Source organism: Celeribacter sp. (assembly GCF_048270365.1).
Classification (GTDB): domain Bacteria; phylum Pseudomonadota; class Alphaproteobacteria; order Rhodobacterales; family Rhodobacteraceae; genus Celeribacter.
On the sequence record NZ_JBLWTA010000028.1, the window covers coordinates 1 to 19,884 of the forward strand.

Annotated in this window: 19 protein-coding genes and 1 pseudogene; 12 read left to right on the top strand and 8 right to left on the bottom strand. The window is 62.3% G+C overall.

The window, feature by feature from the left end:
- From napA to ACN0X0_RS20165, 3 genes are all read left to right on the top strand, one after another.
- The coding region (gene napA, locus ACN0X0_RS20155) for a periplasmic nitrate reductase subunit alpha (protein WP_417280663.1) at positions 1 to 1,931 on the top strand (1,931 nt) is incomplete at its 5' end.
- Complete coding sequence (locus tag ACN0X0_RS20160; protein ID WP_417280664.1) at positions 1,904 to 2,407, top strand: nitrate reductase cytochrome c-type subunit; 504 nt, start codon at positions 1,904 to 1,906, stop codon at positions 2,405 to 2,407. The genes napA and ACN0X0_RS20160, both read left to right, overlap by 28 nt.
- 3 nt (positions 2,408 to 2,410) lie before the next feature.
- Positions 2,411 to 3,106, top strand: coding sequence for a NapC/NirT family cytochrome c (locus ACN0X0_RS20165; RefSeq protein ID WP_417280665.1), 696 nt, complete (start codon positions 2,411 to 2,413; stop codon positions 3,104 to 3,106).
- Here the strand turns inward: ACN0X0_RS20165 and ACN0X0_RS20170 are convergent.
- Genes ACN0X0_RS20170 through ACN0X0_RS20195 form a run of 6 tightly spaced genes read right to left on the bottom strand, consistent with a single transcriptional unit; the run spans position 3,089 to position 8,116 of the window.
- Positions 3,089 to 3,367, bottom strand: coding sequence for an NnrT protein (locus ACN0X0_RS20170; RefSeq protein WP_417280666.1), 279 nt, complete (start codon positions 3,365 to 3,367; stop codon positions 3,089 to 3,091). The two genes, ACN0X0_RS20165 and ACN0X0_RS20170, sit on opposite strands and share 18 nt — an antisense overlap.
- Positions 3,364 to 3,564, bottom strand: a complete 201-nt coding sequence (locus ACN0X0_RS20175; protein WP_417280667.1) for a protein NnrT — start codon at positions 3,562 to 3,564, stop codon at positions 3,364 to 3,366. The genes ACN0X0_RS20170 and ACN0X0_RS20175 overlap by 4 nt, the downstream gene beginning before the upstream one ends.
- 1 nt (position 3,565) lies before the next feature.
- On the bottom strand, positions 3,566 to 5,479 hold the full coding sequence (locus tag ACN0X0_RS20180) for a nitric oxide reductase activation protein NorD (RefSeq protein ID WP_417280668.1): 1,914 nt from the start codon (positions 5,477 to 5,479) through the stop codon (positions 3,566 to 3,568).
- Positions 5,480 to 5,492: 13 nt separating this feature from the next.
- Complete coding sequence (locus ACN0X0_RS20185; protein ID WP_417280669.1) at positions 5,493 to 6,299, bottom strand: CbbQ/NirQ/NorQ/GpvN family protein; 807 nt, start codon at positions 6,297 to 6,299, stop codon at positions 5,493 to 5,495.
- On the bottom strand, positions 6,296 to 7,651 hold the full coding sequence (locus tag ACN0X0_RS20190; RefSeq protein WP_417280670.1) for a cbb3-type cytochrome c oxidase subunit I: 1,356 nt from the start codon (positions 7,649 to 7,651) through the stop codon (positions 6,296 to 6,298). Before ACN0X0_RS20190 ends, ACN0X0_RS20185 begins: the two co-directional genes overlap by 4 nt.
- Positions 7,652 to 7,663: 12 nt before the next feature.
- A complete protein-coding gene (locus ACN0X0_RS20195) occupies positions 7,664 to 8,116 on the bottom strand; it encodes a c-type cytochrome (protein ID WP_417280671.1) in 453 nt (150 codons plus the stop codon).
- A gap of 177 nt (positions 8,117 to 8,293) precedes the next feature.
- Between ACN0X0_RS20195 and ACN0X0_RS20200 the strand changes: the two are divergent.
- Positions 8,294 to 9,179, top strand: a pseudogene (locus ACN0X0_RS20200) (DDE-type integrase/transposase/recombinase).
- Between the two features lie 10 nt (positions 9,180 to 9,189).
- Here the strand turns inward: ACN0X0_RS20200 and ACN0X0_RS20205 are convergent.
- Positions 9,190 to 9,393 (bottom strand): hypothetical protein, encoded by a 204-nt coding sequence (locus ACN0X0_RS20205; RefSeq protein ID WP_417280672.1) that lies wholly within the window; start codon positions 9,391 to 9,393, stop codon positions 9,190 to 9,192.
- Between the two features lie 17 nt (positions 9,394 to 9,410).
- Positions 9,411 to 10,145, bottom strand: coding sequence for an SDR family oxidoreductase (locus ACN0X0_RS20210; RefSeq protein ID WP_417280673.1), 735 nt, complete (start codon positions 10,143 to 10,145; stop codon positions 9,411 to 9,413).
- Between the two features lie 130 nt (positions 10,146 to 10,275).
- Between ACN0X0_RS20210 and ACN0X0_RS20215 the strand changes: the two genes are divergently transcribed.
- The 8 genes from ACN0X0_RS20215 (at position 10,276) to ACN0X0_RS20250 (ending at position 19,752) form a co-directional block, all read left to right on the top strand.
- Positions 10,276 to 10,956: an RraA family protein gene (locus ACN0X0_RS20215; RefSeq protein ID WP_417280674.1), complete on the top strand. Its 681-nt coding sequence runs from the start codon at positions 10,276 to 10,278 to the stop codon at positions 10,954 to 10,956.
- Between the two features lie 101 nt (positions 10,957 to 11,057).
- Complete coding sequence (locus ACN0X0_RS20220; protein WP_417280675.1) at positions 11,058 to 12,635, top strand: ABC transporter substrate-binding protein; 1,578 nt, start codon at positions 11,058 to 11,060, stop codon at positions 12,633 to 12,635.
- A gap of 61 nt (positions 12,636 to 12,696) precedes the next feature.
- Entirely contained in the window at positions 12,697 to 13,641 is a 945-nt protein-coding gene (locus ACN0X0_RS20225; protein WP_417280676.1) for an ABC transporter permease, read from the top strand.
- On the top strand, positions 13,638 to 14,531 hold the full coding sequence (locus ACN0X0_RS20230) for an ABC transporter permease (protein WP_417280677.1): 894 nt from the start codon (positions 13,638 to 13,640) through the stop codon (positions 14,529 to 14,531). Before ACN0X0_RS20225 ends, ACN0X0_RS20230 begins: the two co-directional genes overlap by 4 nt.
- Positions 14,532 to 14,533: 2 nt before the next feature.
- Complete coding sequence (locus tag ACN0X0_RS20235; protein WP_417280678.1) at positions 14,534 to 15,547, top strand: ABC transporter ATP-binding protein; 1,014 nt, start codon at positions 14,534 to 14,536, stop codon at positions 15,545 to 15,547.
- Entirely contained in the window at positions 15,544 to 16,536 is a 993-nt protein-coding gene (locus ACN0X0_RS20240; RefSeq protein ID WP_417280679.1) for an ABC transporter ATP-binding protein, read from the top strand. The genes ACN0X0_RS20235 and ACN0X0_RS20240 overlap by 4 nt, the downstream gene beginning before the upstream one ends.
- Positions 16,537 to 16,603: 67 nt before the next feature.
- Positions 16,604 to 18,331 carry an IlvD/Edd family dehydratase gene (locus ACN0X0_RS20245; protein WP_417280680.1) on the top strand — a complete coding sequence of 576 codons (1,728 nt, stop codon included), beginning with the start codon at positions 16,604 to 16,606 and terminating at the stop codon, positions 18,329 to 18,331.
- Entirely contained in the window at positions 18,328 to 19,752 is a 1,425-nt protein-coding gene (locus tag ACN0X0_RS20250) for a neutral/alkaline non-lysosomal ceramidase N-terminal domain-containing protein (RefSeq protein ID WP_417280681.1), read from the top strand. The genes ACN0X0_RS20245 and ACN0X0_RS20250 overlap by 4 nt, the downstream gene beginning before the upstream one ends.
- Positions 19,753 to 19,884 lie beyond the last annotated feature (132 nt).

Below are 19,884 nucleotides of genomic sequence, written 5' to 3' on the forward strand. Positions count from 1 at the left end.
TCATGCGCACCTTCGGCATCGACGAACCCATGGGGTGCTACGATGATTTCGAGCACGCCGACGCCTTTGTGCTGTGGGGCTCGAACATGGCCGAGATGCACCCGATCCTGTGGACGCGTCTGGCAGACCGCAGGCTGGGCCACGAGCATGTGCGCTGTGCGGTCCTGTCAACCTTCACAAACCGCTCGATGGATCTGGCCGACATCCCGATCGTGTTCAAGCCGGGAACGGATTTGGCGATCCTGAACTTCATCGCCAACCACATCATACAGACAGGGCGGGTCAACGAGGAGTTCGTAAACAGGCACACGACCTTCATGAAAGGGCAGACCGATATCGGTTATGGCCTTCGTCCCGAGCACGAGCTGCAACAGCGTGCAACCGGTGCCGCCTCAGCCGGAAAGATGGAGCCGATCGACTTCGAGGCATTCAAGTCGCATGTCGCCGAATACACGCTGGAGCGGGTGTCAGAGATCTCCGGCGTCGAGCCGGATTTCCTGCTCGAACTCGCCGAACTATATGCTGACCCTGACAAGAAGGTGATGTCGCTCTGGACCATGGGGTTCAACCAGCACGTTCGTGGCGTCTGGGCGAACCAGATGGCCTACAATCTCCATCTGTTGACCGGGAAGATTTCCGAACCGGGCAACAGCCCGTTCTCGCTGACGGGGCAACCGTCGGCCTGCGGCACCGCGCGAGAGGTCGGCACCTTCGCACACAGGCTGCCAGCGGACATGGTGGTCACGAACCCGGAGCACCGAAGGCGTGCGGAGAAGACGTGGAAGCTGCCGGAAGGTCTGATCCCCGAGAAACCCGGCTATCATGCCGTTCTCCAAGACCGGATGCTCCATGACGGCAAGCTCAACTGGTACTGGATACAGGTCAACAACAACCTCCAGGCGGCTCCCAATAGCTCCGGCGAGACCTATCCGGGCTATCGCAATCCGGACAATTTCATCATCGTTTCGGACGCCTATCCGACTGTAACGGCGATGGCGGCCGATCTCATACTTCCCGCAGCCATGTGGGTCGAGAAGGAAGGGGCTTACGGCAATGCTGAGCGGCGCACCCATGTCTGGCACCAGCTTGTCAATGCGCCAGGTGAGGCTCAATCCGATGTCTGGCAGGTCATGGAGTTCTCGAAACGCCTGACGACCGATGATGCTTGGCCACAGGAGATTCTCGACGCAAATCCCTCCTACAAAGGCAAGACCCTCTACGAGGTTCTGTTTGAGAACGGCAACGTCAACGCGTTCCCACTGTCCGAGACAAATCCCGACTACGCGAACCAGGAATCTCAGCATTTCGGTTTTTACGTCCAGAAGGGGCTGTTCGAGGAATATGCCTCGTTCGGGCGGGGACACGGGCATGATCTCGCACCCTACGACCGCTATCATCAGGAGCGCGGCCTTCGCTGGCCGGTGGTCGATGGTCAGGAAACGCGTTGGCGCTTCCGCGAGGGTTACGATCCGTATGTCGGCAAGGGACGAGAGGTCGAGTTCTACGGCCGACCCGACGGGCGAGCGGTCATTCTCGCCGTTCCCTACGAGCCTCCGGCGGAAAGTCCGGATGACGAGTTCGACCTCTGGCTGGTGACGGGCCGTGTGCTCGAGCATTGGCACTCAGGCTCGATGACGATGCGTGTTCCAGAACTCTACAAAGCGTTCCCCGGCGCGCGGGTTTTCATGCATCCGCAGGACGCGCGCGAGCGCGGCTTGAACCAAGGGGCGGAAGTGGTTCTACGCTCGCGGCGTGGGGAGATCCGCACGCGGGTCGAAACCCGGGGCCGCAACCGCATGCCCCGCGGCGTGGTGTTCGTGCCGTGGTTCGATGCCAGCGTGCTCATCAACAAGGTCACGCTCGACGCGACCGATCCCATCTCCAAACAGACGGACTTCAAGAAATGCGCTGTTCAGATAGCCGCCGTCTGAAACCAGAGACGGCAGGAAAAACGTGGCCCGTCGCCGCGCTGATCCTCACATGTGTCGTCGCGTTTGCCATCCCTGCCCTGTCCCAGGACGCTCCGCGACTGACGGGCGAAACGCACCCGATGGAAAACGCTGCGGCCCCGCCGGTTCCCAAGCAGGTTACGGATGATGTCCGCAAAACCCGGGCTTACCCGGAACAGCCGCCCGTCATCCCGCACTCCATCGAGGGCTATCAGCTCACCGTGAATGCCAACCGCTGCCTGTCCTGTCACCGGCGCGAGTTTGCGGAAGCCGCAGGAGCACCGATGATCAGCATCACCCATTTCATGACCCGGGAGGGGCAGATGCTCGCGGACGTGTCACCGCGTCGCTATTTCTGCACCATGTGCCATGTCCCTCAAAGAGATGTGTCGCCGCTGGTCAAGAACACCTTTGTCGACATGAGCGAACTGGGGCCGAAACCGGCCGGGGATCGGTGAGCCATGTGGAGGCGGATCAAGGCTGCCTGTCATTGGGCCTGGCAAATTCTCGCGCGGCCCAGCGTTCATTTCGGATTGGGGTTTCTGACGCTTGGTGGGTTCATAGGCGGTGTAATCTTCTGGGGCGCGTTCAACACCGCCCTTGAGATCACCAACACGGAGGCGTTCTGCATCAGCTGCCACGAGATGGAGGCGAACCCTTATGAGGAGCTGACCCGTACAGTGCATTTTTCCAATCGTTCTGGGGTGCGAGCCTCCTGCCCCGACTGCCATGTGCCTCATGACTGGACAGACAAGATCGCTCGAAAGATGCAGGCCTCGAAGGAGGTATGGGGACATATCTTCGGCACGATCAATACGCGCAGGAAATTCCTCGATCACCGGCTCGAGCTCGCCAAGCACGAATGGGCGCGCCTCAAGGCCAACGACAGTCTTGAGTGCCGTAACTGTCATTCCGACGCTGCCATGGACTTCGGCAAACAGACCGTCCGGGCAGCGGACATTCACCGGCGGTTCCTGATCTCAGGCGAGGCGACCTGCATCGACTGCCACAAGGGGATCGCCCACCAGCTTCCGAACATGGAAAACGTCGAGCCCGGCTGGATGGCGCCTGCCGAAATGCGCAGTTCCAGCGCGTCGGAGAGTGATCAGGACGCGGAAAGCGTTCGCCGTTACCTTGTTTCACTTGAAGGGAACTGAGCCGTCGTCGGGCGGGGCACCTTCCATCTCGATCCGGGACTGGCCATCGGCGCGGCGCATCAGCTTCGTCATGTGTTGCGCAAAGAACCAGGTGGCCGGTGCGCCAAGCACCAGCCCGCCGACGGCGGCCTGGTACGGACTGAGAACCGGCCAACCGACCCAACTCGCGATGAGCGAGGCGAAGAAGAGATTGACCGCCGCCGCACCCGCGCCAAAGGGAAAAAGTGCGGCAACAAGCCGCCAGCCTGGCCGAGCGGTCATCGGCGCGCGACCAACCATTGCACCGCAGCAAGCGACAGGACGAGGGCAAGAGAGGCGACGAGAAACCAGACCTCGGCTTCGCCGGTCTGCGGCTTCGGGATTGGCCGGTCAAAGGTCTTCGCAAAGGTTGGCGAAAGGCCCGCTACCATGCCTGCAAGAGCCGCGATCGGAGTGCGAAGAAGGGAAAGCGCGCGCATGTCAGGTCTCCTCGATCAGGGAACGGTAGATTTTGGGAAGAGCGCCCGTCAGGCGCGCAGGATCAGGCAGGAGTGTGAAGCCCGACCGGTTGAAGATACGGGCGAACCAGTCCTGCCCGTCGGCATCCACCACGATTGCGTGCACCGCCTGGCTCGCGCTCCTGGCCTCTCGCACCGCCATGCGGCTGTCCTCGATGCCATGGATACCCTCGTAGTGATCAAGATCGTTGGGTTTGCCGTCGGTCAACACAAGCAACAGCTTGCGGGTCGCGGGCTCCTCGCCAAGCTTTGCCGAGACGTGCCGGATGGCGGCACCCAGCCGCGTGTAGTGACCGGGCTTCAGGCCGGCGATACGGGCCTGAACCTGTTCTGACATCGGTGTTGCGAAGTCTTTGCAGCGGCTCAGGAAAACGCGGTCGCGGCGCAGTGAGGAGAAGCCCCACACGGCGACCCTGTCACCTGCCGCATCGATACCAGACGTGAGCGCACCGAGGGCTTCCCGGGCCGTATCGATGATCGCCCGCTCGCCGATCACCGCTTCCGTGGAGCGCGAGCAGTCCATGAGCACCGCGACGGCAAGATCGCGCTCGGTCACCCGCAGGTCGCGGTAGAGCCGGTCGCTGCTTTCACCCGTCGCCCGAAGAGCGATGCGGTTGGCAACGACTGCATCGAGGTCGAGTTCTGTCCCGTCTGTCTGGCGTGCGCGCATGATGCGGCGCGGATGCATACTTTCGAACTGGCGGCGCACGCGCTCGACAAGACGGGGATCGGAACTCGCCTCCCGACGTGCGGAGACCGGCGCCTCGCTCTCCAGGACCCGACAGTGGCCCGGCAGATAGGTGCGGCTTCTGTGGCTCCATTCCGGATAGACATGCCTGTCCGCAAGCGCCTCGTGATCTGCATCTTGCGGGGCAAGGTCGAGATGAAGCCGCAGACGGGTTGCCGCGCGCCGGTCATGGCGTGACAGGGTGATATGCTCCTGGTCTTCGGCCGCCTTCTGAGCGTTTTCGTCATCATCGTCCTCGACCGAGCGGTTCAGGTTGAGGCTCTCGACCCAGCTCATGATCGCCTCGAAGCGATGAATGATGAAGCTGTCCCGACGGTTCGCCTCGTCACGGTTCTCGCGCTTGCCAACCTTGCGCGTGGTCGTCGCCAGGCCCTGCGGAGAGGCGCCCGGAGTTTCCTCTGCCGCAGCGCTGCCCGGCCTGCGGGCGATGAGCCGTGGCCATATCGCGACCGAGCGCGGCGAACGGTAGCCGCGCGGTGCCACAATCTCTTCGCAAGAGCTTCCGGCAAGCTCGCGCGCCAGCCGTGACAGTGGGCTCGTGGACCCGAGGCTGGCGCGGATGAGGCCTTCGACCGCCTGCTCTGCCTCTCCGCGCGGTTGTGCCACGCGGGTTGCCAGCACCTGGCGGCGCAGGGCGCGGTGGCTCAAACCGAGCCCGGGACAGGTCTTGAGCGTCATCGCAGTTGCCTCGCGCAGGCGGGCAAGGCGAACAAGATCCGCCGCCAGCGGATCTTCCGGCAGGGTTTCGACATGTGTCGTGTGCGCGCAAAGCGCGGCAAGCCAGAGATAGGCGGCCTTGTTCAGCCGCGGATCCGCAAAATGGTCCATGACGCCCGGCAGGCGAAGATGCTCGCCATCGAAGGTGGCGGGCGTTTCCATGGGGCGTGCGTCGGCAAGCGTTTCGGCTGCGCCACGCCGATGAGCTGCGCCTATGGCCGGGGCCTCGGCGATCTCGACGCCGCTTGCGCCGCCGAGTGCGCGAAAGAGCACGGCGATACTGGGGCGCACGGCCTCCAGCGTCACCGCACTGCCGGTATTCTGCTCAGGCGCGGCCAGGCGGCTCGCCCAGTCGTGCCAGAGATTGCCGACAGCTTCTTCCGGCTCCAGCAGGTCCAGGGGATTGAACATGGCCGCACCGCTCCTAGCCGTAGACCGTCGCGACGAGATCGCGCAGCGCGCGCTGCACGTCCGGTTCGTCGCTCATGGGCTCGATCACCGCCGCATCGAGTGCGCGCTCCAGCGTCATGCCGCCGGCAATCAGGGTCGCGGCGTAAATCAGCAGCCGGGTCGAGACGCCTTCCTCAAGGTCCATGCCCGAAAGCGCGCGGATATGTCCGGCGAGCCGGACGAGTGACGCAGCCCGTTCCTCCGGCAATCCGCTTTCGCGAACGATGACAGCCGTCTCCGTCGCCACATCAGGGAACGTGAAGCTGATCGACAGGAACCGCTGACGGGTCGAAGGCTTCAGGCGCTTTAGAATGTTCTGGTAACCTGGGTTGTAGCTCGCCACGAGCATGAATTCTCGTGGCGCCTTGAGCTCTTCTCCGGTGCGGTCGATGGGAAGCGTTCGGCGGTTGTCGGTAAGCGGATGCAGCACCACGGTGACATCCTTGCGCGCTTCGACCACCTCGTCGAGATAGCAGATCGCACCTTCGCGCACCGCGCGGGTCAGCGGACCGTCCACCCATTCCGTCTCGCCGCCACGCAGGAGGTAGCGGCCGATCAAATCGGCCGCCGAGAGGTCGTCATGGCAGGCGACCGTGTAGAGCGGCCGGTTCAGGCAGGCGGCCATGTGCTCGACAAAGCGGGTCTTGCCGCAGCCGGTCGGCCCCTTCAGAAGAAGGGGCAGACCGTTTTCATAGGCGGCCTGGAAGAGCGTGCACTCGTTCCCGGTCGACTGGTAGAAGGGAACTTCGCGCAAAGGCCCGGTGCTTTTCTGGACACTCATGCCAGACCTCCTTCAGGCGCGGCCACCTTGGTTCCCGGAGTGACAACCTCGCGGCGCGGAAACAGAATGGCGTAGATGAACAGCAATGCCCCGAGTACGACCGCGATGCCCGCGCCGAAGCGCATCATGTAGAACAGGCCAAGCTGGTCCTGGACGTCCATGTAGTAGTCGCCCACGACCCGCTGCATGTGGGTCTGGATCGTTCCGGCGAAGGTCAGCACAAAGGTCATGAAGGCCATGCCACCGGTCATCAGCCAGAAGCTCGCCATGTTCAGCACCTGATTATAAGGCGCCCGGCCCCTCAGGATCGGCATGGCGTAGGTGAAGACCGCCAGGTTCAGCGCGACATAGGCTCCGTAGAAGGAGAGATGGCCGTGCGCCGCCGTCACCTGGGTACCGTGGGTGTAGTAGTTGACGCCGTGCAGCGTATGCAGGAAGCCCCAAACGCCGGCGCCGAAGAAGGCCACCGTCGATGAGCCGAGCGACCACAGCAGAGCGGCCTTGTTCGGATGGTTGCGACGCCCCTTCCAGACCATCAGGAAGGCAAAGCTCATCATGGCGAAGAACGGAACGACCTCGAAAGTCGAGAACACCGACCCGACCCATTGCCAGTAGGCGGGCAGGCCGATCCAGTAGAAATGGTGACCGGTGCCGAGAATGCCGGAGACCAGTGCCGTTGCAACGATCACATAGAGCCACTTCTCGATGACCTCGCGGTCGACGCCGGTGAGCTTCAGCAGCAGGAAGGCGAGGATCGAGGCCATCACCAGCTCCCATGTGGCTTCCACCCACAGATGCACGACGAACCACCAGTACATCTTGTCGAGGCTGAGGTTGTCCGGGTTGATGAAAGCGAAGATCCACAGCAACGACAGGAGCCAGAGTCCCATCAAAAGCACATTCGTGATGGCCGTCTTGCGTCCCGCAAGAACGGTCAAGGAGATGTTGAAGAGGAAGATCACAGCGGCAACAAGGATGCCAAACTTCACCCAGAGCGGCTGTTCCAGGAACTCACGTCCGCCGTGAATGCCGACCAGATAGCTCGCGACGGCGCCCAGCGTGCCAATGACGAGAATGGCAAGCTGCAGCCACGCGAGCTTGACCGAATAGATCTCCCGCTCGCTTTCCTCAGGCACCAGATAGTAGGCAGCGCCGAAGAAGCCGAGAAGAAGCCACACGATCAGAGCGTTGGTGTGGATCATGCGGATGATGTTGAAGGGCAGGATTTCGGAAAGCGTGTTCGGCGATACGTAGATCCAGCCGGCGAGCAGGCCGCCCAGAACCTGGATGGCAAACAGGCCCATGGCCGCCACGAAGTAGGCAAGGGCAACTTTCTGCGATGCATATCTCATGAGTGTTCTCCCTCAGCCCGCGTCGTTCGGTGGCCAGTTCTGCGTATCCGTCTGATCGGCCCAGCGAAGAAACTCGGCCAGTCCGCGCATCTCTTCCTCGGTGATCTCGAAGTGGGGCATCTGCCTGCGCCCCTCGATTCCGGAGGGCTGCGCCTTCATCCAGGCGTCGAGCATCTCGTAGGCGGCCTGCTTGTCCTCCAGCACGCCCCAGCGGGTCATCACGTTGCCGACCTCGGGAGCGAAATAGGCGCCCTCGCCATGAAGAGTGTGGCAATTGATGCAGCTGTTTCGCTCCCAAACATGCTTGCCGAGGCGCACCTCGTCTGAGAGCGGCATTCCGGCCGTGGAGGTGGAGACGACATAGCGGTGGCTTTGGACCGTGAGGGCGACGAAGACCGCTATGAAGAAGAGTGACCCTCCATAGAAGATGTTCCGCGCCCGCGATTTCGTAAGGATTTCAGACATCGTGACCGACCTGTTCCCTGTTGCGGATCGCAAAAGCCCTAGCCTGTTTCACGATCGGAGAAGTTGTCGGAGCGCAAAGAAGGGAACGGTTTTTCGTGCCACTGGAACGAACATAAGATGAACAAACCTTGGATTTGTGGATGCCTTCTTCCCTGATTTTGAGGCAAGGAGGCCATGATGGGATCCGGCAATTTCAGTGAGGAGTTCAAACGCGATGCTGTCGCGCAGATCACCGAGCGGGGCTATCCGGCTGCGGAGGTGTCGCAGCGGCCGGGCGTGAGCCAACACTCGCTCCACGCGTGGAAGAAGAAGTTATCGAAGCCATCAGGAAGCGAACGCGTATTTCGCCAAGGACGCAAAGTGAAATACGCGTTTGTCGCCGAGCATCGTCAGCAGTTCACGGCGCGTGCGACGTGCGGCTGCCTGCGTATCCGGCCCAGTGGTTTCTATGCATGGCTGAAAAACCCGCCGAGCAAACGGGCTCGGGAAGATCCCTGTCAGACCGCACTCCTCAGCAAGGCGTGGAAGGAAAGCGACAGGGTCCACGGCTACCGCAAGCGGCATGACGACCTCCTCGATCAGGGAGAGACCGGTTGCCCCACCGCATCGTGCGCCTCGCCAGGCTGGCCGCGGTGATCGACCCGTTCTCGCGCCGCATCATCGGCTGGTCGCTGCAGAGCAGGCAGACCACTGATGTCGTGCTGCAGGTGTCGCTCATGGCGGTGTGGCGTAGAGAGCCGAAGAGCAAGGTTCTGGTCCAGTCCGATCAGGGCTCGCAGTTCACCAGCATGAACTGGGCGGCGTTCCTGAAGCACCACATTCTTGAGCACTCGATGAGCCGGCGCGGCAACTGCCCTGACAATGCCGTGGCGGAGAGCTTCTTCAATCTCCTCAAGCGCGCGAGGAGGCAAGGAAGGACGTGTTCGACTACGTCGAGATGTTATAGAACCCGAAGCGCAAGCGCGTAAGGAACGGGATACTGCCACCCGTCGAGTTCGAACGGCAGCAGGAAACGTACGCCGACGGTGTCCACCAAACTCGGGGCTATTCAGCACGCGCGTGATCGCCGTAATTCAGCCCGATGCAGATGAGTTTGTTGGTGCCGCGACACAAGGCGGGGACGACGGATCGAGTGCCGCCAGAGCCGCGAGCCCTGCGGACGAAAGCGTTTCCCCGGCAATGTCCGCAACATAGGACGAGAAATCGCGCAGTTCGCCGCTGTCGTCGACAAGGTCGGGCTTTTCTGCACCGGTTGCGCAAAAGCGCACAAGTTTCATCATCTTTCGCTATGGCTTCAGACCGTCCAGCCGCCGTCGATGGCGTAGGCCTGACCGGTGGTGTAGGTGGCGCCGGCCAGATGCACGACGAGATCGGCGATTTCCTCAGCAGTCCCCAGTCGCCCCATCTGCTGACGGCCCTCAAAGGCTTTGCGGGCCGCTTCATAATCGCCGGTCGCTTCAAGCCGCTCGCGCAGCGAGGGGCTGTCCACGGTGCCGGGGCAAATCGCATTGCAGCGAATTCCGCTGCCCACATAGTCGGCGGCGACGGATTTGGTGAGCCCGACCACCGCGGCCTTGGTGAGGCCGTAGACACACCGATTGGGGGCGCCCTTCACGCTCGATACAACCGACGCCATGTTGATGATGCTGCCGCTGCCCCGACCCAGCATTCCAGGAAGCACGGCCTTGATTGTGCGGATCATCGCCTTGACGTTGAGGTCCATGGCAAGATCGATGTCTTCATCGCGGACGTCGAGCACGGTTCCGCTGTGAACGATGCCGGCGCAATTGAAGAGAATGTCGATCTTGCCGATCCCTGCGACCAGCGCGGTGATGGCATTCATGTCGCGGACATCGAGCAGGTGCGGCTCGATGGAGCCCGCTTGCCGGGCCAACGCGGAGAGACGTTCTCCATTGATATCCGTGGCGTGCACCATTGCGCCCGCCTCGGCCAGGGCTCGGGCGCTTGCAAAGCCTATTCCCTGTCCCGCTGCGGTGACGAGGGCGGTCATTCCTGTGAGTGAACCCATTTTCCATCCTTCATCAGCTTGAGGGGCGGCCGTCGAAATTGGCTATTGACTCGGCGCGACCTTCGCATAAGATTTAACGATAAACCTGTTGCAATTCAAGTATGCAAACACCACGAAGGCGACCGCACAGATGGCCCCCCTGGAAACCGAACCGCAGCCGACCCTGACCGAACTCAGGGAGCGCTTCTTCACCGCCCTTCTCTCCGACGTCCTCGACGATCTCGGGTACATGAACCAGGCCATGCATCACACGATCCGGCCGCTCGACAGTTCTCTGGTGATGGTCGGAAGGGCGCGTACGGCGCTTTGCATGGACGTCTATGAGCGTCCTGCTCCGGGCGAAAATCCCTACGAGCTCGAGATCAAGCTGGTGGACGACCTGAAGGTCGATGAGATCCCGGTTTTCGCATGCGGCACCTCAGGACGCATGGCGCCATGGGGTGGTCTCTTGAGCACGGCTGCAAAGGTTCGCGGGTCGGCAGGGGCGGTCATGGACGGCCTGGTGCGCGACACGCGCGAAATCCTTGCCTCGGGCTTTCCCGTTTTTCACGGAGGCATCGCGCCACTGGATTGCAAGGGGCGCGGCAAGGTCGTGGCGCTTGACGTCGGCATCGAGTGCTCCGGCGTGAAGATCAACAGCGGCGATCTCGTCTTCGGCGATGCAGATGGTGTCGTCGTCGTTCCGCAGGAGATAGAGGCCAGGGTTCTCGAAGTCGCGCAGGAACGCCTGCGCGGCGAGCGCAACACGCTGGCCGATCTCGAGGCGGGAGAGCGCCTCGCAACCGTGTTCGCGAAATATGGCATCCTGTAAGTCCTCCTGACTCGCACTTGCCAGAAAGCGAAATCCGAGAGCGTGGCACGACCCGCGCCCTCGGATAATGACGCCAAGAAAAAATAGAGGGGTAGAGCGAAATGACGCACAGAAACTCGAAAAACCGGTTGCACGGCCTGCTGGTCGCCGGCGCAATGGTGGTCGCCGCAGGCCCGGCTTATGCTGAACTCTGCGGTCATGTGGGCGGTGATCTGGTGTTGGGCATGGAGGCAAAGCTCGGCACACTTGACCAGCATGTGAATGCGGCGAACGCGACGCGCAATGTCGCCATGAACATCTTCGAGACGCTGATGACGCGCGACGAGAACATGGCGCCCGTCCTCGACCTCGCGGAAGCCCTCGACGTCAGCGACGACAAACTGACCTACACCTTCAAGCTCCGCCCAGGTGTGAAGTTCCACAATGGCAAGCCGCTGACCTCGGCGGACGTGGCTGCTTCCTTCGACCGGTACAGCCGCATCGGCGTGGATCGGTCCGCTCTCGGCGGAGTCGATCACTGGGAAACGCCGGACAAAGGTACTTTCGCCGTCGTTCTCAAGGAGCCGCAGGCGAGTTTCCTGGAGAGCATTTCGGCATCGACCGTGCCGATCGTCATCGTTCCCTCGGAACAGGCAAGCGCGGAGGCAACCCGGCTCGAGCCCATCGGCACCGGACCGTTCCAGCTTGAGGAATTCGTGGCCGACAGCCATGTGAAACTGAAGCGCTACGAGGACTACAAGCCCAACGAAACGCTTGAAGGCCTGTCAGGCTTTGCCGGACGCAAGCAGGCTTGCGTCGACACCGTCACGTTCCGCACGCTGGCAGAACCCGGCGCTCGTCTTGCAGCGCTCGAAACGGGCGAGGTGGATATCGTCGAGGATGTGCCGACGCTCTCCAAGGAGCGTCTCACCGGCAACAAGGACATTGTTCAGGCGCAGCTCAAGCATGCCGCTCTGTGGCTCACCTATCCCAATCTTTCGGAGCCGCCGACGGACAATCTGAAGGTGCGCCAAGCGATCCAGGCGGCCATGAACCTCGATGAAATCATGGATGCGATGAGCGACGGCTCCTACAGCCTCAACCCGTCGTTCCAGTTTCCCGGCCAGACCTATTATTCGGAAGCCGGCAGCCAGTATTACAATCAGAACGACCCGGAGAAGGCCAAGGCCCTGCTCAAGGAAGCCGGTTACAACGGCGAGACGGTCAAGCTCCTGACGACAAGGGATATTCCCCGCCTTTACACGGCGGCCCTCGTCATGTCGGAGCAGTTGAAAGCCGTGGGCATCAATGCCGAACTGGTGGTCCTGGACTGGCCCACCGCGCTTGGCATGAGCGTGAACGAGACGAAGGGCTGGAACTTCTTCTACACCGGCTGGATCACGGTCACCGCCCAGGGCGGCGCGCAGTCGCTGCGCAACCTTGCCGACCCGTCCAACGTGCACAAGCCGAAGGACAACAAGTCCGACGCCGAGTTCATGAAGGAATTCCGGGTTCTGAGCACGAGTCCGGATCTGGAAGAGCGCCAGGCCGCTTTCGCCAAGGCGCAGGAGCGGGTGTTCGAGCAGGTAATGGCAATTCCCTTCGGCGTCACGCCGAAGAACCAGGCAACGCGCGCCAATGTGAAGGGCTATGTGCCGTTCTTCAACACGCGTGTCTCGAACGTCTGGCTGGCCGAATAGCCAGCCCTTCTGCCCCATGTTCCGCCATGCGTGAACCGGCACGAAAACGTTCGGAGGTCACATGCTTGATTACACGCTGAGGCGCATAGCCCAGGCCGTGCCGATTCTGCTTCTCGTCAGCCTGATCTCGTTCGGGATCATGCAGCTGGTGCCTGGGGATCCCGCCGCCGTTCTGGCGGGCCCCAACGCCACGCCCGACGAGCTCATCAAACTGCGGCAGACCCTGGGGCTCGACAAGTCCCTTCTGACGCAGATCATGATCTTCTACGGAAACCTCTTTCAGGGCGATCTCGGCTACTCCATCATTCTGGGAGAGCCGGTCCTGAAGGTGGTGCTGGAGCGTTCGCCCATCAGCATATCGCTGGCGCTCTATTCGCTCGTCCTGACAATCATCCTCGGGCTTTCCATCGGCGTCATCGCGGCGATGAGACACAATTGCTGGATCGATCAGGTGGCGATGGCCTTCGCGCTGATCGGGGTTTCCGTCCCCAATTTCTGGCTGGGTCTCGTGATGATCGTCCTGTTTTCGGTGCATCTCGGCTGGCTGCCGACGGGGGGCTACGTGCCCTTCTTCGAAGACCCGCTGGGCTGGTTCCTGGCGGCAACCATGCCGGCTCTTTCGCTCGCCATGATGCAGATCGGCCTGCTTGCCCGCCTGACCCGCTCCACCATGCTGGAGGTGCTCGGCCAAGACTATATCCGCACAGCCCGCGCAAAGGGCGCGAGTGAGCCACGGGTGATCATCAAGCACGCCATGAGCAATGTGCTGATCCCCGTCGTCACTGTGCTCGGCATGATCCTTTCGGTGCTTCTGTCGGGGTCAGTCATCGTGGAAACCATCTTCGCCGTGCCGGGGATCGGCGCGCTTCTGGGCAATGCGATCCTCGGCCGCGATTATCCCATGATCCAGGGAGGCCTCATCTTCGTGGCAGCGGTCCTTCTGATCCTGAACATCGCGGTCGATGTGCTCTATGCCTGGCTCGATCCCAGGGTGCGCGTCCAATGAGCAGTCTCGAAATGAACGACAGCCAAGGCGCTCCGTCTTTCCTGAGACGGTTCTTCGCGGGGCGGCGCGTGCGTCGCCTCATCCGGCACCGCTCCTTCATGATCGGCCTGTGGCTATGCCTGTTCGTGACGGCCATCGCCATCCTCGCACCGATCATTTCACCAGCCGATCCGAACAAGATGGCCATCCGCTCCCGCTTCCAGCCGCCATCGTTCGAATTCCTGCTGGGCACCGACAATCTGGGCCGCGACCTTTTCAGCCGCGTAGCCTGGGGCGCGCGGCTGAGCCTTGCGATCGGTCTGGGCGTCGTTCTCCTGAATGCGGTGTTCGGTGTGCTTCTAGGGGCACTTGCGGGCTATTTTCGGCGTCTCGACGGCATTCTCATGCGCCTGTCGGATGCTCTTATGGCGTTTCCCTCGGTGCTGCTTGCAATCGGCATTGCCGCGGCGATGGGAGCCTCGGCCATGACGGCAGTGATCTCGCTGGCGGTCGTCTACATTCCGCGCACCGCGCGTATCCTGCGAGCATCCGTCCTGCAGGTAAGCCAGCTCGAATTCGTCAATGCGGCGCGGGCGGCGGGTGCGGGCGACTACCATATCTTGCGGCGCCATATCCTGCCCAACTGCATGGCGCCTCTGGTGGTGCAGCTCAGTTTCGTCTTCGCCTATGCGATCCTCTCGGAAGCAGTGCTCAGCTTTTTGGGGCTCGGGGCAGCACCCACCGATCCCAGCTGGGGCATAATGATCTCCGAAGGCCGCAGCTATATCCGCGAGGCTCCGTGGATGACGGTCATTCCCGGCATGGCCATCGCGATCACGGTATTGGGCCTGAACCTTCTGGGCGACGGTCTGCGGGACGTTCTCGACCCTCGTGTGAAGATGGAACACTGACCATGCCAAAAGAGCCAATTCTGCGCGTCGAAGGGCTGCGCACGACCTTCACAGGCGACGAAGGCACGGTGGTAGCTGTCGACGACGTCAGCTTCGACGTGAACGAGGGCGAGATCGTCGGCCTTATCGGTGAAAGCGGCTCAGGCAAGAGCGTAACAGCGCTTGCCATCATGGGGCTCCTGCCGAAGAGCACGTCGCAGGTCACAGCCGAACGCATCATGTTCAACGGCCACAACCTTGCACGCGCTTCCGACCGGGAGATGCGCCGGCTGCGTGGCCGCTCCATCGGCATGATCTTTCAAGAGCCAATGAGTTCGTTGAATCCGGTTCTGAAGATCGGCGACCAGCTGATCGAGCCGATCCGTATTCACGAGCGCATCAGCTACCGCGCGGCCTTCGACCGAGGACTGGAGCTTCTGACCAAGGTCGGCATCCCCTCACCTGCGCAACGCATGAACGATTATCCGCATCAGCTTTCGGGCGGCATGCGGCAGCGCGTCATGATCGCCATCGCCCTGTCATGCTCTCCCAAGCTGCTTCTCGCCGACGAGCCCACCACGGCGCTGGACGTTACCATCCAGGCTCAGCTTCTCGACCTGCTTCTGGAAATCCAGGCCGAAACCAAGATGGCTATCGTGCTGATCACCCACGCCATGGGAGTGATCGCTGAATGCGCTGACAAGGTGGTGGTCATGTATTCCGGGCGGATCGCGGAACAGGGACCGGTGACGGAGATATTCGACCGCCCAGCGCACCCCTACACGAAGGGCCTCATGCAGTGCACGCCGGAGCTGACCGGCAACCCCCGCAGGCTCACCACCATCCCCGGCGCGCTGCCGAACCTTGGCGCGCTGCCGCCCGGCTGTCGCTTCGCGCCGCGCTGCGACCTTGCGCAACCGGCCTGCAAGACCGGCAGACCCCCAATGATCGCTGTGGGACAAAATCATGCCTCGGCCTGTATCCGGGCGGATGAACTCCTTGCCTCGGCGGCGCAACCAGAGGGAGCCGAGGCATGAGCCAAGCACCGCTTCTATCCGTTCGGAACCTTTCCAAGCACTTCACCATCCGCAGCCCCTTCCGGAGCACGATCATCGGTACGGTGCAGGCGGTCAATCGGGTGAGCTTCGATATCAGCGAGGGAGAAACGCTTGGTCTGGTCGGAGAATCCGGTTGCGGCAAATCCACGACCGGGCGGCTGCTTCTGCGCCTCATGGAGCCGGACAAGGGAGAGGTCCTTTTCCAGGGACGCGACCTGTTGAAGCTCGATGCGGGTGAACTCAAGGCCATCCGCAAGTCGATCCAGATCGTCTTCCAGGATCCGTTCAGTTCCCTCAATCCACGCATGACGGTCGAGGATATCGTGACCGAGCCGCTCTATGTGCAGGGTGCCATGACGCGCCGGGCCATGCGCGAGCGCGCAGGCATGCTGCTCGACCGGGTGGGGCTCAACGCGGCACATATCACGCGATATCCGCACGAATTCTCGGGCGGCCAGCGCCAGCGCATCGGCATTGCGCGCGCCCTTGCGGCCGATCCGCGCTTCATCGTCTGCGACGAGGCGGTCTCGGCGCTGGATGTTTCGGTCCAGGCTCAGGTCATCAACCTGCTGCAGGACCTGCAGGAGGAGTTCAACCTCTCCTACCTCTTCATCGCGCATGACCTTTCGGTCGTGCGGCACATCTCCGATCGCGTTGCGGTGATGTACCTGGGCGAGGTGGTGGAGATCGCCGGGAAGGATGCCCTCTACGCCTCCCCGCGCCATCCCTACACGCAGGCGCTGCTGGCGGCGATCCCGGTGGCTCATCCGCGCCTTCGGGGCAACCGCGCGCGCCTTGGCGGGGAGGTGTCCAGCGCTCTCAACCCGCCTCCGGGGTGCCGCTTCAGCCAACGTTGCCCGTTCGCGCGCGATCTCTGCCGAAGCGAGCCTCCGGCACTCAGGGAACTGGGCGAGCGCCACCAGGTGGCCTGCCATTTTGCCGAGGAGCTGAAGGCCGCCGCAGCCTGACAGAATATCCCCGATTTCACGAACGGAAGATCACCAGGACCATCGCGCCAGCCTTGCGAGACACAAAATGACCCAGAAAAAAGACCCATTGCGGTCCGCCGAATGGTTCGGAGGGCATGAAAAGGGAGCCTTCATTCACCGAAGCTGGATGAAGAACCAGGGGTTCCCTCCACACCTGTTCGACGGCCGGCCCGTCATCGGCATCTGCAATTCATGGTCGGAACTGACGCCCTGCAACGGCCAGCTTCGCGACCTGGCCGAACATGTGCGGCGCGGCATCTTCGAGGCGGGCGGCTTTCCCGTCGAGTTTCCGGTGATGTCGCTGGGTGAATCGAACATGCGCCCGACCGCGATGATGTTCCGCAATCTTGCCGCCATCGAAGTGGAAGAGAGCATTCGCGCCAACCCCATCGACGGGGTGGTGCTGCTGGCGGGCTGCGACAAGACCACGCCCGCCCTTCTCATGGGGGCGGCAAGCTGCGATCTGCCAGCTCTCCTCGTGTCGGCCGGGCCGATGCTGAGCGGGAACTTCAACGGGCAGGTTCTGGGTTCAGGCACCGATGTCTGGCGGCTCAGCGAGGAAATGCGGGCCGGAACGATCTCGCCGGAACAGTTTTCGGCGGCGGAAGCGGCCATGAGCCGCTCGCCCGGAACCTGCAACACGATGGGCACCGCCTCGACCATGGCCTGCCTTTCGGAAGCAATGGGAATCACGCTTCCCGGAAATGCCGCCATTCCGTCCGTGGATGCGCGCCGGCGCGTGCTGGCATTCATGAGTGGCAAGCGCATTGTCGAGATGGTGCATCAGGATCTGCGCATGTCGCGTGTCCTGACGCGCGGGGCCTTCGAAAACGCGATCTGCGCCAATGCCGCGATTGGCGGCTCGACCAATGCGGTCATTCACCTGCAGGCGCTGGCAGGCCGGGTCGAGGTGCCGTTCTCGCTCGACGACTGGAACCGTATCGGCCTCAATATTCCGACCATCGTTGACCTGATGCCTTCGGGGCGCTTCCTCATGGAGGACTTCTTCAATGCAGGGGGCATGCAGGCGGTGCTGCGCAGGCTTCTGGATGCCGGGCGTCTTCACGGAGATTGCCTCACTGTGAACGGGCGGACGATTGCCGAGAACAATGGCGCGATCCGGGTTCTCAACGATGAGGTCATCCGCCCCATGTCCGCCCCGCTTACCCAGAACGGGGGGATCGTGGTGCTGCGCGGCAACCTGGCGCCGAACGGGGCGATCATCAAGCCGTCCGCCGCAACGCCATCCTTGATGACGCATCGCGGCGCGGCGGTCGTCTTCGAGGATATCGACGACTATCACGCAAGGATCGACGACCCCGATCTGGAGGTCGACGAAACCAGTGTCCTGGTTTTGAAGAATTGCGGGCCGCGCGGCTATCCGGGCATGCCGGAGGTCGGCAACATGGGGCTTCCGCGCAAGCTGCTCCAGAAGGGCGTGACCGACATGGTGCGCATTTCCGATGCCCGCATGAGCGGCACGGCCTATGGCACGGTCATCCTGCATGTTTCACCGGAGGCAGCCATCGGCGGCCCCCTCGCGCTGGTGGAAAACGGGGACATGATCTCCCTCGACGCATCGGCGAACTCGATCGTGCTTGAGGTATCGGACGAGGACCTTGCGCGTCGCAGGGCAAGCTGGGTGCCGGCGGCCTCGCCGGCCGGTGGTTTCGAGCGGCTGTTTTCAGATCAGATTCTGCAGGCGGATGAAGGCTGCGATTTCGAGCTTCTCAAGGGGCGGCGCGGCGCCGCCGTGGCACGGGACTACGTATGATGGAGGAGACGACCTTGTTGAAATGCGGAGTGGGCCGTGCGGACATGACACCGCCGGTGGGTATCCCTCATATCCTGTGGGGCGCGCGTACCGTCGATCTTGCCGAGAGCATTCACCTGCCGCTGCATGCGACGGCGCTTTGCCTTGAAAACGACGGGACAAGACTTCTGGTCTGCGACCTTGATCTGACGGGATTGCCGACAAGTGTCTGCAACGAGATACGCGCGACGATCGAGAGGGAAACGGGCGTTTCGGCCGCTGATATTTCCATAGGGGCCACGCACACGCACAGCGCACCGGTCTGGAATGCGGAGACGACAAACGGTCTGTCGCCGGACATGCCCGGCATGGACCTGATGCCGGCATGGCGCGAGAAGTCCCTGCAGGCCATCCTTTCGGCGTGCCGCCTGGCGGTTGAAAGCCTGCAGCCGGCCCGCGTTGCCTCCGGCTATGGTGTAAGCGAGGTCACGCTGACCCGGCGTTTCTCCACCCCTGAGGGGCGAATGGTGGTCAGCCCGCATCAGGGCGGGCTGCGCGACACGACGATAGCGCTCCTGCGTTTCGACGATCTCGACGGCAACACGATCGCGAGCGTCGTGGGCTACGGCACGCATCCTATCGTGCTTGCACACCAGAATACGGCGATCAGCGCTGAATTTCCCGGAGCCCTGAAAGAGGGCGTCGAAAAGCTCGTCGGCGGTATCTGCCTGTTCCTGCAGGGCAGCGCGGGCGACCAGATCCCGTTCGAAGCCCTGAGCGGCGACGTGCGGCTTGCCGAGCGGATCGGCAACCGGATCGCGGCGGATGCCGCAACTGCGCTTACCGCGATGTCTCCGATGAACTACCGCATGGACTATAGCCACGTGGTGGAATCCGGAGCCCCGCTCGGTGTTCAGAAGAAGACGGTGCTTGCCGACAATCCCGCGTCGATCCGCGTGGCGGAAGCCGTTGCCGAACTGCCCGTAAAGCCGTTCGAACCCATCGATGTTCTGGAAGAACGCGCGGCTGCAACCAAGGCGGAACTCCATGCGCTGAAGAACAATGGTGCGGACCACGAAACGCTTGCCGATGTCCATTTCCGGGCGCGGCGCGCCGACATCATGCTCGTCATGGCGCAGCGCGTGCAGAATGTTTCATCTGTGCCGATCCCGATACGCGCGTTGCGCATCGGCGATGCGGTGCTGGTGTCGGCTCCGATGGAGATCTTTTCGGCAACGGGGCTTGCCATCCGCGAGGCTTCGCCCTTCGCAATGACCTTTGTTGGAGGCTACACAAACGGCACCGAAGGCTATCTGCCACCAGCCGACTGCTATGCCGAGGGCGGCTATGAGGTGGAGCTTGCCTGCTATGTCTCGAAGGATGCCGAAGCCGTTTTCCGGCAATCCGCCATCGAACTGGTGAAGTCTCTTCACACCGCCTGAAGGCGCCAAACTGCTGAAGGACGCACCCGGAAGGGCGGATAAGCGCATTTCCGGGCGCATAAGTCTCCGATTATCCACAGTCTCCAGGGTCTTCCAGCCGCAATTCGGCGTATATCAATGGAAGCAAGCTGA